The organism is Sedimenticola selenatireducens DSM 17993 (assembly GCF_000428045.1).
Classification (GTDB): Bacteria; Pseudomonadota; Gammaproteobacteria; order Chromatiales; family Chromatiaceae; genus Sedimenticola; species Sedimenticola selenatireducens.
In genome coordinates, this window is sequence record NZ_ATZE01000002.1 from 159043 (window position 1) to 171783 (window position 12741).

11 protein-coding genes are annotated in these 12741 nt (G+C 58.9%); 2 read left to right on the top strand and 9 right to left on the bottom strand.

Going from position 1 to position 12741, the window contains the following annotated elements; translation table 11 throughout:
* Window positions 1-283 precede the first annotated feature (283 nt).
* Complete coding sequence (locus A3GO_RS0102505; RefSeq protein ID WP_037374566.1) at window positions 284-2263, top strand: SLC13 family permease; 1980 nt, start codon at window positions 284-286, stop codon at window positions 2261-2263.
* 130 nt (window positions 2264-2393) lie between these two features.
* Here the strand turns inward: A3GO_RS0102505 and nhaD (A3GO_RS0102510) are convergent, their stop codons facing one another.
* From nhaD (A3GO_RS0102510) to A3GO_RS22220, 8 genes are all read right to left on the bottom strand, one after another.
* Window positions 2394-3878 (bottom strand): sodium:proton antiporter NhaD, encoded by a 1485-nt coding sequence (gene nhaD / locus A3GO_RS0102510; RefSeq protein WP_245621645.1) that lies wholly within the window; start codon window positions 3876-3878, stop codon window positions 2394-2396.
* Window positions 3879-3939: 61 nt separating this feature from the next.
* The gene (gene nhaD / locus A3GO_RS0102515; protein WP_029132065.1) at window positions 3940-5388 is read right to left on the bottom strand and encodes a sodium:proton antiporter NhaD; all 1449 of its coding nucleotides are present in this window, start codon (window positions 5386-5388) and stop codon (window positions 3940-3942) included.
* A gap of 164 nt (window positions 5389-5552) precedes the next feature.
* Entirely contained in the window at window positions 5553-6197 is a 645-nt protein-coding gene (locus A3GO_RS0102520; RefSeq protein WP_084609687.1) for a DUF3047 domain-containing protein, read from the bottom strand.
* Window positions 6194-7612, bottom strand: coding sequence for an FAD-binding oxidoreductase (locus A3GO_RS0102525; protein ID WP_037374568.1), 1419 nt, complete (start codon window positions 7610-7612; stop codon window positions 6194-6196). Before A3GO_RS0102525 ends, A3GO_RS0102520 begins: the two co-directional genes overlap by 4 nt.
* Entirely contained in the window at window positions 7599-8180 is a 582-nt protein-coding gene (locus tag A3GO_RS0102530; RefSeq protein ID WP_051301762.1) for a BON domain-containing protein, read from the bottom strand. The genes A3GO_RS0102525 and A3GO_RS0102530 overlap by 14 nt, the downstream gene beginning before the upstream one ends.
* A gap of 19 nt (window positions 8181-8199) precedes the next feature.
* Complete coding sequence (locus A3GO_RS0102535) at window positions 8200-8787, bottom strand: phosphoheptose isomerase (protein WP_029132069.1); 588 nt, start codon at window positions 8785-8787, stop codon at window positions 8200-8202.
* A gap of 19 nt (window positions 8788-8806) precedes the next feature.
* On the bottom strand, window positions 8807-9160 hold the full coding sequence (locus tag A3GO_RS0102540) for a YraN family protein (RefSeq protein WP_029132070.1): 354 nt from the start codon (window positions 9158-9160) through the stop codon (window positions 8807-8809).
* Window positions 9161-9173: 13 nt separating this feature from the next.
* Entirely contained in the window at window positions 9174-11168 is a 1995-nt protein-coding gene (locus A3GO_RS22220) for a penicillin-binding protein activator (protein ID WP_084609691.1), read from the bottom strand.
* Between the two features lie 62 nt (window positions 11169-11230).
* Here A3GO_RS22220 and rsmI point away from each other — a divergent pair, with 62 nt between their 5' ends.
* On the top strand, window positions 11231-12070 hold the full coding sequence (gene rsmI / locus A3GO_RS0102550; protein ID WP_037374572.1) for a 16S rRNA (cytidine(1402)-2'-O)-methyltransferase: 840 nt from the start codon (window positions 11231-11233) through the stop codon (window positions 12068-12070).
* A 135-nt stretch (window positions 12071-12205) separates the two neighbouring features.
* Here rsmI and A3GO_RS0102555 read toward each other — a convergent pair whose 3' ends face one another.
* Entirely contained in the window at window positions 12206-12658 is a 453-nt protein-coding gene (locus tag A3GO_RS0102555) for an Hsp20/alpha crystallin family protein (protein ID WP_029132072.1), read from the bottom strand.
* Window positions 12659-12741 lie beyond the last annotated feature (83 nt).

The window sequence follows — 12741 nt, forward strand, 5'->3', positions numbered from 1 at the left end:
GTGATTATTTGTTGACGATACAGTTAAGCATTGATAGGCGTCGGGCCGATGGGGCGCAGGGCGCTTTCTTGATAAATATAAGACTGGACTGATATACTTCCGTGCCCAATTTGCCGGGTGTGGCTGGCTGCCAGGCCGGCAATCTTATAAGGTATATGCAGACTGCCTGGCTATATCAGGTGAACAGTTCGGGGCGGGTCTTTTGGGGCTCGGACTATGCCGCGTTGCCCCGGATTCAGGGTGGCCGATAATCATAATATTAATTTTCGGGGTATAACAGTTGATGGAGTCTGCGGTCTCGCTGGAGAAGAAGGAATCGATCACGCTGGACGTGAAAAAAATTGTCGCGGCTGTGGTCTTTACGCTGCTTGCCATCGGCATGGCAACGGTTGTTCCGAGCATACAGATTGCCTGGGTCACTGCCCTGCTGTTGTTGACCATCTATCTGTTTGCATTTGAAGTGGTCGGTGTGGATGTGGCCGCCTTGACCGTCATGGTGTTACTGGGCCTGACCAGCCTGCTGGCACCGATCATGGGGCTGTCGGAAGGACTGGTCTCCACCACCCATCTGTTTGACGGCTTTTCCAGCAATGCCGTGATCTCCATTATCGCGGTGATGATTATCGGCGCTGGGCTGGACAAGACGGGCGTGATGAGCAAGGTGGCGGCGTTTATTCTCGATGCCGGCGGCAGTACCGAGAAGCGGATCATCCCCATCATTTCGGGCACCGTGGCGTTCATCTCCTCCTTCATGCAGAATGTGGGTGCCGCCGCACTGTTTCTCCCGGTGGTGAGTCGTATCTCCGCTCGCTCCGGCCTGCCGATGTCGCGACTGCTGATGCCGATGGGGTTTTGTGCCATCCTTGGCGGTACCGTGACCATGGTCGGTTCCTCGCCACTGATCCTGCTCAATGATCTGATTCTGACCTCCAACAAGGCCCTGCCGGCTGATCATCAAATGCAGGTCTGGTCACTCTTTTCCGTCACCCCGGTGGGTGTTGCCCTGGTGGCTACCGGTATTATCTATTTTGTGCTGGCCGGCCGCTTTGTGCTGCCGGGTGCGGGTGGCGACAGCGGTACGACCGCCACCAACTCTATGGAATACTTTCAGCGCATCTATGACATCGACTACGCCCTGTTTGAAGTGGTGGTACCACCGGAGAGTGAGCTGGTCGGTATGATGCTGGATGATGTGGAGACGGAATACCGGGTCCGTGTGATTGCCACCAAGGGAGCGAATGGCCGAATTCGTATTGGACGAGGCGATCTGGCCCGCGATTTCGCCATTGAAGGTGGTATGGTGCTGGGTGTGCTCGCCTCGCCCAAACATCTGGCAGGCCTGGTCGAGAAATTCGATCTGCGGCTGCGTAACGGCCTCAAGTCGTTTGCCGAATCCCTCGCCTCCACCAAGGCGGGTATCGCCGAACTGGTCATTCCCCCCGGCTCGCAACTGATTGGCAAGAGCGCCCGAGATGTCTGGCTGCGCAAGACCTACGGCGTCGCCATGGTGGCGCTGCATCGCAACGGCGAAACCCTGCATGAGGGTGACCATATTCGTGATCTTCCGCTCAAGGCGGGCGATACCCTGGTTGTGCATACCACCTGGGATTCCCTGGTGCGCCTGGAATCGGACCGCAACTTCGTGGTGGTCACCACGGAATATCCCCATGAAGAGACCCGCCCGCAGAAAGTGGGATGGGCCGGACTGTTTTTTGTGATAGCCCTCTCCATGGTGCTGTTCACCGATATCCGGCTCTCGATTGCACTGCTGACAGGAGCTATCGGCATGGTGCTTTCGGGGGTGTTGAAGATTGAAGAGGCCTATTCGGCGGTCTCCTGGAAGACAGTGTTTCTGCTGGCCAGCCTGATTCCGTTGGGACTGGCGGTGGAGACCAGCGGCACTGCCAAGTGGATTGCCGAGCAGACCATTTCAGTGGTTGGCGAAATGCCCGTCTGGGTGATTCAAAGTGCGGTCGCCGCACTGGCCACTTTCTTTACCCTGGTGATGTCCAATGTCGGTGCGACCGTGCTGCTGGTCCCCCTGGCGGTGAACATCGCCATTGGTGTGGGTGCCGACCCGGCGGTGTTTGCCCTGACGGTGGCCATTGCCACCTCCAACTCCTTCCTGATACCGACCCATCAGGTAAACGCACTGATCATGGGGCCGGCCGGCTATCGGGTGCCTGACTTTATGCGAGCCGGTGGCGTGATGACACTGCTGTTCCTGGTAGTGATGATCGGCATGATGAACCTGTTGTTTTGATTTACCCCGGTTACCCATTCAATTAGTAGTTGGGGTGAGCTTGTGAACCCCGGCGGGGTTTCACGCGAGTGCGCATGCTGTTGGAGTTCGTTCGTCACCCCGATTTACGGTTTTGTGGCGGCTGTGCAGATCAGAACAGGCGGGCGTTCAGCCACAGGTGGGTAAGGATGCTCGCAACATAGGCGAACAGGATCACCGGCGTCCATCTCAGGTGGCTGAAGAAAGTGTACTTGCCATTGGATTGCCCCATCAACGCCACGCCGGCGGCCGAACCGATCGCCAGCACGGAACCGCCGGTGCCGACACTCAGGGTCGCCAACAGCCACTCGCCCCGCGACATCTCCGGCATCATGGTCAGCACGCTGTACATGGTCGGGATATTCTCCAGCACCGCCGACGCCAGACCGACCGCGATATTGGCGGAGGTGGGGCCCCACTGGCTGTACATGATATCGGAAGCGATGGCCAGGTAACCGATATAGCCGAGTCCCCCGACCGACAGTGCCACGCCATAGATGAACAGCAGGGTGTCCCACTCCACCCGGGCCACCCGGACGAACACATCAAACGGATTTCTGCTGTCGATCGGGATGGGTGATGCCAGTTGCTCGGCATCCTCCACCCCCTCTTCCCGGAGCCGGTGGGTTTTTTTCAGGTAGAAGCCAAAGAACTGCAGGTAGGAGAGGCCGGTGAGCATGCCGATCACGGCCGGCAGGTGCAGTACACCTCTGAAAAATACTGCCGTGGCGATGGTGCAGATGAACAGCAGGATAATACGTCTTGCCCCGCGCAGCATACGGGTCGGTGCGCAGTGAGGGTCTGGTCTTCCCTTCGGCAATGCCAGGTGCATGGCGCAGGCCGGTATCAGGAAATTGATGAGTGACGGAATGAACAGGTTAAAGAAGCTCCAGAAGTCCAGGGTGCCATTGCTGCTCTGGATATTCTGTTGCCAGACCATCAGGGTAGTGATGTCGCCAAACGGGCTGAAAGCGCCGCCGGCATTGGCGGCAATCACCACATTCAGGCAGCCCAGGCTGATGAAACGCCGATTATCCGGCTCGATCACCAGGATCAGGGCACCAACCAGTAGCGCGCTGGCCAGGTTGTCGAGGAACGGCGACAGCAGAAAGGTGGTGATCCCGCTGCTCCAGAACAGTCCGCGATAGCTGAGTCCCCTGTTACACAGCCAGGCGCGCAGCGTCTTGAACACACGCCGCTCACCCAGGGCATTAATGTAGGTCATCACCACCAGGATCAGCAGCATCAGCTCGGCATACTGGAGCAGGCTTTGCCGCACACTCTGTTCCGCCTGATCGGTAGTGCCGGTAGTCATCGCGTACCAGCCGATCAATGCCCATATAATGCCGGCGGCGATGATTACCGGTTTGGATTTTCTGAGGTGGGTGTACTCCTCGAAGCTCACCAGGAGGATGGCGAGGGCGAAAGCCGCCAGGGCGAAATAGCCGCTCCAGTGCGCTGTCATCGTCGGCAGGAGCCGGTCCACGTCGGCCGCCATGGCGACACCACTGTTGAACAGCAGCAAGAGAAAGATCAGCTTGAGTGTTGTTCGGGTGATCTGCATGTTGTCGCTTGGTGTCAATGAACCAGCGCCCATGATAACGGAAACCATGCAGTCCGAACCACCGGCAGTAGTGCCTGCCGGTGGTTACCCGGAATCAGAAAATGGCTGAGTTGATCCAGAGATGGGTATAGATGCTGGCGGCGTAGCCCAGGGCGATCACCGGCGCCCACTTCAGGTGACCGAAGAAGGTGTAGCGGCCACGCGCCTGACCCATCAGCGCCACCCCGGCGGCGGAACCGATGGAGAGCAGCGAACCACCGACACCGGCGGTGAGGGTGACCAGCAGCCACTGTCCCATGGACATGTCAGGCAGCATGGTGAGTACGGCGAACATCACCGGGATGTTGTCGACAATGGCGGAGAGAATACCGACGATCACATTGGCGGTGGTGGCACCCAACTGGATATACATCAGTTCCGAGGTCAACGACAGGTAACCGATGAAGCCCAGGCCGCCCACGCACAGCACCACGCCATAGAAAAAGAGCAGGGTATCCCACTCCGCGCGCGCCACCTTGCTGAACACGTCGAAGGCGACCAGGTCACCCATCTGGCCATCGTGTTCCAGTTCGGTGGCGGCCTCGCCGTTGCTGGTGTTCCGTTCACGATGATAGGTCTTCTTCAGGTAGAAGCCGAAGAACTGCAGGTAGGCCAGGCCTGTCAGCATGCCGATGACCGGTGGCATGTGCAGAAAATTGTGGAAACTGACGGCGGTGACAATGGTCAGCAGGAACAGCACGATAATGCGTCGGGCGCCCCGCTTCATGGCCACCGGTTTTCCACCGCCGCTGGGTTGTTCATTGGGTACGGCAAAATGCATGATGGCCGCCGGCACCAGCCAGTTGACCAGGGACGGAATAAACAGGGCGAAGAAGCTGCCGAAAGCAACCACCCCCTGGGGGGTCTGTACCCCTTTCTGCCACACCATCAGGGTGGTGATATCACCGAACGGGCTGAAGGCGCCGCCGGCATTGGCGGCGACCACGATGTTGATACAGGCCAGCAGGATGAACTTGCTGTTGCTGCCGCCTACCGCCAGCACCACCGCACACATCAGCAAGGCGGTAGTCAGATTGTCGGCAACCGGCGAGATGAAGAAGGCGAGTACCCCGGTGATCCAGAACAGCTGCCGGAAACCGAAGCCCCTGGCCACCAGCCAGGAGCGCAGTGCCTCGAACACGTTGCGCTCATCCATGGCGTTGATATAGGTCATCGCTACCAGCAGGAACAGCATCAATTCGGCGTATTCCAGCAGGTTGTGGCGTACCGCGGCCTCGGCTTCATGGGTAAAGCCATGGCTGGCGTAGTACCAGGCGATGATCGACCAGATCAGGCCGGCTGCCAGGATGACCGGCTTGGATTTCCGCAGATGGGTAAACTCTTCGGCCATCACCAGCAGATAGGCTACGGCAAAGATGGCAATGGCCGTATACCCCACCCAGTGACTGGTCAGATCCAGGTTGTTGTCGCCGGTTGCCGCCGCCAGGGCCGCGCCGGGAAGGGCCAGCAACAGGAAAAACAGGGTTTTAAGGACGTAAGTCACGCAATTGCTCCTCGATTCAGATGCCGGACTACAGGTTGTAAGCATGGGGCCGGACCGGATGACGGAAATGGCCGCTGGATAAATTGGTGCGACTTTATACCATTTTAGGTGCGGGGTGTGGAGGCCGAGGTGTGAATATGTTTCTCTTTGCGAGGGGCGGCTGGTTATTTGGAGAAGTAGATGTCGCCATAATAGGCGTGAGCCTGCCGGCCCGAGTTGTCGGTGTCGGTCATGATGGCGATGACGTCGATATAGCGCACTCGGGTGTCGAAGTAACGCTGGAAGTCTTCCTGGATATTGCGGCGCTCGCTGTACAGTCGGCCTGGGCGGTCGGTGGCGGAGCGGACGGCAATCATGCGTGCCCGGTCGGTATAGGCATTGGGCCAGTCCGACCCCGCCGGCTGGCCGCTGGACCAGACATAGTTCAAGGCCCGGGTCCGCCACGGAAGCAGGCCACTGCGCATAATCACGTAGACCCGGGCACTGTAGTCATCGCCGGCTTTGCTCTGCTCATTCAGGCCACTCAACGGTTGCTCTATCTGCCACTGCCAGTTGAGGTAGGGTGTCTCCTGCAGATCCACCCGGATCTCTTTATACAGACCGGAAGCGGTACCATCGCTATGGGCACTGATCATCGGTGTGCCATTGAGATTAATCACCCGGTATTGGGTCTTGCCTTTGAAGTCGTGTTCCTGCCAGCCCTTCAGGCCCTCAGCGGCTATGTCGGAGATGTTGACCTGACTCTCCATGGCCAAGGCGGAGATGCTGCAGGTCAGTAGCAGTGCGGCCAGGGTCGGTTTCAGCATCATGCATCCATCTCCGGCAGGGTCTTGCCGGGATTGAGGATGTCCAGGGGGTCGAACTGGTGTCGGATAGCGTGCATCAGGCGCAGCGTTGCGGAGTCAATTTCCCGATCAATAAAGTCCCGTTTTTCCAGCCCCACACCATGCTCACCGGAGAGCGTTCCGCCGAGCTGCAGCACCAGATCAAAGGTCTGCCCCAGGCATTCGTGGGCGCGCGCCATCTTTTCCGGATCATCCGGGTCGGTCAGCAGATTGACATGGATGTTGCCGTTGCCGGCGTGGCCGAAGTTGACGATCTGGATATCGTAACTGCGTGACAGCTGTTCAAGCCCGCTGATCAGATCGGGAATTCGTGAAACCGGCACCACCACGTCTTCGTTGATCTTTTTCGGGGCGATATTGCGCAGCGTGGGTGACAGTGCCTTGCGGGTTCGCCAGAGCCGCTCGATCTCCTGTTGACTGTGGGCCACCTCGATATCGATCACCCCCTCGACCCTTGCGGCCTCGATCACCGCCTGCAGTGACTCGGCCAGGCCATGCTCCGGTCCGTCCACCTCGATCATCAGCAGGGCGCCGACACTGTCCGGCAGATCGAGGTCGGAGTAGCTGCGCACCATGTCGATGGAGGCACCGTCCATGAATTCCAGGGCGCAGGGGGTGATCGGCTGGGCCATGATGGCCGAAACCGCCCGGGCGGCAGCGTGCATGTCCCGGTAGGTAGCCTGAAATGTGGTCTTGGCCTCCGGCAGGGGCGTCAGTTTCAGTACCGCCTCGGTGATAATGGCCAGGGTTCCTTCCGAGCCGATCAGCAGGCGCGTGAGGTCATAACCCACCACTCCCTTGGTGGTGATGACGCCGGTCCTGATCTCCTCACCGGCACCGGTGACCGCGCGCAACCCCAGAGTGTTCTCCCGTGGGGTGTTGTATTTAACCGCTCGCGGCCCGGCTGAATTGTAGGCCAGATTACCGCCAATGGTGCAGATTGCTGCGCTGGTGGGATCTGGCGGCCAGAAGAAGCCGTGTGGCTGCAGTGCCTGTTGCAGTGCCTGATTGGTCACACCGGGTTCAACCCGGGCGATCCGGTTGGCCGGATCGATCTCCAGAATCCGGTCCATTCGCTCCAGGGCCAGGATGATGCCACCCCGGTCCGGTACCGTGGCGCCGGTGGTGCCGGTTCCTTTGCCTCGGGCAATCAATGGGATCCGCTGCCGGTTGCAAAGAGCCACTATGTCACGTACCTGCTCATGGGTGGTGGCGAACACCACCGCCTGGGGCAGGGCCTGACGGCGACTGTTGTCGTAGCCGTAAGGCCAGCAATCCCCGGGGTCGGTCAATACCGCCACGCTACCGACAATCGCAATCAGCTCTTGTCGTACCGCTTCGCTAATCGGTTTTGCAGTATGCTCCTCAGATGTACTCAAAGACCTTGACCACCTTGGTGACGCCACTCAGATAACGGATTTTATCCACCACGGCGGTCGCCTCTTCGGGGGTCACCATGCCCATCAGATAGACCACGCCCTTCTCGGTGATCACCTTGACCCGGGTCGGATCGAACTGCGGCAGTTTGATATTGAACAGTTCGATCTTCGCCTTTGAGGTGATCCAGCTGTCCTTGCTCTGTTCGGTAAGTGTGGCATTGGGCCCGATCTGCACCTCGTTGACTGTGCGCTTTACCATCGGCGTGCCGGCTGCGATGCGCTCGAACTGGGCGCGATAGTCGGCGTTTTCCGCCTGTCCGGTGAGCAGCACCACCTGGTTGTAACTGGTGGCGCTCATGCTGCTGTGTTCCCGCAGTTCCGGGTTATTAAGTAATTCGTTCATGATCTTCACGGTAATGGTCTTGTCATCCAGTATGGTGCCGGCCGAGCGTCGGTCGTGAATCACCGAGGCGCCGGTGGCTGCACCACCGACCACGGCCGTGGCGCAACCCTGCAGCAGCGGCAGGGAGAGGCTTGAGATGACAAACAGCGCGAGTATTCTTTTCATGAGGTTCTCCATTATTCCCTTAGTTACCAAGGAGTTGTTTATCTATCAGATCACACAGGCAGTGGATGATCAGGAGGTGGGTTTCGAGTACGCGGGCCGTCGATTCGGCCGGGATGCAGATCTCCTCGTCCCCCTCCTGCAGCAGTCCCGAGAGTCGCCCGCCGTCGCGCCCGTTGAGGGCAATCACCAGCATCTTCCGCTCGTGGGCCGCTGCAATGGCCGCATTGACATTCTCCGAGTTGCCGCTGGTGGTGATGGCCAGCAACAGGTCGCCCGGGTGTCCCAGGGTACGGATCTGCTTGGCGAAAATTTCGTCGTAGTCATAATCATTGGCTATTGCGGTCAGTGTCGAAGAATCGGTGGTCAGCGCAATCGCCGGCAGTCCGGGTCTTTCGCGGTCAAGCCGGTTGAGCATTATGGAGGAGAAGTGCTGGGCGTTGCCGGCACTTCCCCCATTACCGCAAGTGAGAATTTTCCCCCCTTCGAGCAACCGCCGGACAATCAGTTCGGCACTTCTGGCAACGGGTTCGGCGACTACGGGAAGAGACTCCATCTGCAGCTGCACGCTCTGATGAAAGGTCTCGTTGATATGTTCGATCAGGTTCATCTAGACAAGTTCCCAGGGCCTATTGAAAGGCATCGGTGATCCACTCGATCTGCGCCTCACCCTCACCGGTGAGGGTCACTACGTCAAAACGACAAGGGGCGTTGTGCCGGTTCTCACGGCTCAGCCAGTGACTGGCGGCGCGGATGATCTTCTGTTGTTTGGTACGGGTCACACTCTCGGCTGCAGAACCGAAGCGGTTCTGTCTGCGGTAGCGTACTTCGACGAACACTACGGTATCCCGCTGCAGCATGATGATATCAATCTCACCCGCACGGCAGAGATAGTTGCGTTGCAGGGTACACAACCCCTGCTGCTCCAGATAGTGCTGCGCACGTGTCTCGGCGTCATGCCCTTTTTTCCGACCCTGGAAAATAAGTGTCACCCGTCTATTCTGCCGGCTTGATGGTGGCGGCGCCGGCCTCCGGTATGATACCGCGGGCTCCCGGAGTTTCGGATTCCGAAGGTGCGGGGGCGGGGGCGGCAGGGAGGCTCTCCATCTCATCTGTCATGCTCATCATGCGGGGAGCATAACCGATCGCCTTGGGGACGCCTTTGTACATTTCGGCCCAGACCAGTTGGCGATGGATCTGACGGATACTGTCAAGGTAAAGGTTGCCGGTCTTGCCTTCGATGGATTCCCGAGGGGAAGACTGCAATCGCCCGAGATGCGGCAACAGACGGAAGCTGTCGATGCCCATGGCGTAGAGACGGCGATAGGTACCCTGGCTGTCAGGCAGGAGGCGGGCCAGGTTATCCCGTGCCAACGGGTTGTCGCCTTCGTTTAGCAATAGCCAGGGGATGTCCGGGAATTTGATACCCTCCAGGTCCTGGTCTTCAGTCGGGGTCGGTACGCCGGTATAGATGCTGGAGGTCGCGTAGATCGGTATATCGGCGGCATGATGGAACTGGAACTGGGGCCTGATCTGTCGCGCCTTGAGAGGGTTTGCTGCCAGGAGAATGAAGTCGGCATCCTCTCTGCGGCGGGGTTCAAACTCCAGTTGCTGGCCGAACAGCTTCTGCAGCCGGCTGCGCCGGGCTTGGCTCTCGTCCAGATTCAGCAGCGCCTGGATTGCGCCAGAGAAGTCGTTCTCTTTGGCGTCATAGCGCTGTTGCTCGCTCAGGATGCCGCCCAGGCGCTCCCAGCGATCGCGGAATGCCTGCAATATCCGGTCACCCCAATCGTCCTGCGGAGTGAAAATGATGGCCCGGGTGTGGCCGTCAAGCCAGGCGCGTTCGGCTATTTGCCGCGCTTCGTCTTCCGGGGCCAGGCCGAACTGATAAAGTCTGACCGGTGGTGTGGTTTCCGGAGGTACCTGGTTGAGGGCCAGTACCGGGACTTCGAGTTCGCCGGCCCGGGCCAGTTGCGCGACTCCCTCCTTGTTCAGAGGGCCGATCACCATGTCCGCGCCCGAGTCCACTGCCTGTCGGTAGAGCGGCCAGGTATCAGCGCTGTCACTGCTGTCATAGAAAACCAGCTGGGGTCGACTCTCAGGCGGCTGCTGATAGTAGGCCGCCATGAAACCGTCCCGCAATGCCTTGGCGGCATTGGCGTAGGGCCCCGATTTCGGGAGCAGGATGGCAAGGTGGTTGGGGCGCTGGTACTGGCTCTCCAGTTTTTGGAAATAGCCATCAAGCAGGCCGGGAATGGTCGGATGGCTGGGAAACCGTTCTCTCCAGCTCTTCAGCTGTTCCTGAATCTGGTTGGTATCGCCGGTGTGGCCTTTAATGATTCTTGCCAGGGCCATCCAGCCACCCTGAATACCTGGCGGGTTGGGTTGTAGCAGGTCGAGCGCGGTGTCGGTCAGGGCGGTCAGGGTCTGGATAATCAACAATTGGTTTTCCAGTCGTTTGTCCGTATCCTCCAGCAACAGGTCCAGCTCGCCCAGTTCCCGGGCGCTCTCCAGCAGGTTGCCGGACAACCGGAACCCTTCGGCCCGATCGGCATGGAAGCGCTGCCGTAGCGGAGTGTCGGTCCCTTCCGGTACGCCTTCGCTCAGCAGGGCCATCGCTTCATCCGGCCGGTTTCTATTGAGCGCCAGCTCCGCCACCAGCAGGCGTTTCTGGAAATCCAGGGCCGGCAGGGCCTGGGTGTTGATTCTGGCCAGCAGCGCGGCGGCGCGTTCACCGTCCTGCGCCTGGAAGTAATTCTCGGCGGCCCTTAGCAGCAACGCCTGATCGGCGGGAGGACGGGCCTGCAGGGCCAGCTGCTCAAACAATGCAGCCGCCGCGGCATGCTCTCCCACCTGCTCCAGAGTATTCGCCTGCTCCATGAGCTGGTCGGTTTTGCTATCGGTACCCCTGACCCCCGGCGAAGGAACGCACCCGATTACAGTCAGCAGGATTAACAGCGCAAGGAGAAATTTAGTATGTCTTTGTTGCATGGTCGCTTTCAGGCAGGCAGGATTGAGCAAGACAGTATCTTTTTTTGGAGTGTGCCGTGTCAATGGATAAGGGGTGCCTGTATATAGTTGCCATGCCAATAGGCAATCGTGGCGACATCACAGAACGGGCGAAGCAAGTATTATCCGCGGTTGACCTGATCGCCGTCGAGGATACCCGTCACAGTCGGCCGCTGTTGCAGATGCTGGCGATCACCACCCCGCTACTGGCACTGCATGAACACAATGAGCAGAAGCTGGTTGCACGGCTGGTTGATCAATTGACGGCCGGTGACACGATTGCGCTGATATCCGATGCCGGCACCCCCCTTATCAGTGATCCCGGCTTTCCGCTGGTGCGCGCCTGCCAACAGGCGGGCGTTCGGGTGATCCCGGTCCCCGGTCCCAGCGCACTGATCTGCGCCCTTTCGGCGGCCGGTCTGCCGACCGACCGGTTTCTGTTTGAGGGTTTTCCGGCCAGAAGCGGGCCGGCCAGGCGTGAACAGTTCAGGCGCCTCAAGGATGAGGGGATGACCCTGATCTTCTATGAGTCGAGCCACCGGATCGTCGATTCCCTGGCTGATATGGCGGCGGTGTTTGGAGAGGACCGTCCCGCGGTGATCGCCCGTGAACTCACCAAGCTGCATGAGACGATCCTCTCTCAGAGCCTGGGTTCACTGGTTGAGCTGGTGTCCCGGGATCTGAATCAGCAGAAAGGGGAGTTTGTGGTGCTGGTGGCCGGTGCGGTCCGGGATGCGGAGGCTATCGATCCCGAGACACAACGTATTCTGGAGATTCTTCTGGAAGAGATGCCGACCAAACAAGCCGCCACGCTGGCGGCAAAAATTACCGGAATAAAGAAAAACCGGCTCTATCAAAAAGCTCTGGAGCTACAGGAGGGATAAACAGGCCCTGCATATCCTTCTCCGCGTTATAAATCCATCCCTGGATAAATACGCTCCCGCACATCCCTGTGCTTCGCGTTATAAATCCATCCCTGGATAAAAATACCGCCCCGGCTTGGCGGGGCGGCATATTAATTAGCTACTGCGTTTCGGCTGGATGTCTATCTTTTTCGAGCGTTTTGCCTCCACCTTCGGGATAATTACTTCCAGCACGCCGTCCTTGCCGCTTGCCTTGATCAGCTCGGGATCGGTGTTGTCCGGCAGGCTGAAGCGCCGGTAGAAACTGCCATAAGAGCGTTCGACCCGCTTGTACCCCTCCTTGTTCTCCGTCACCTCGTGCCGTTTCTCGCCTTTAATTGTCAGCATGCCGTCTTCCATGGTGAGCTCGATTTTTTCCGGTTCTACGCCGGGAATATCGGCATGCAGTACGTAACGATCCTCTTCTTCCTTGATGTCGATGGCGGGAGTCCAGTCGCCACCTACCACACTGGAATCGTCACTCTGCGCGAGGGGATTGCGCGGACTACGGTTCAGTTCATCCTGCCACAGCCTCATCAGCTGCCAGGGATCAGATGTCATGCGTGCCATTTGATACCTCCTGTGATTGAGCTATTCCCACTATCAATATAGGGTGAAATCAGCCGGATTCAAGAGGGTGAGTGGGTGGTTTC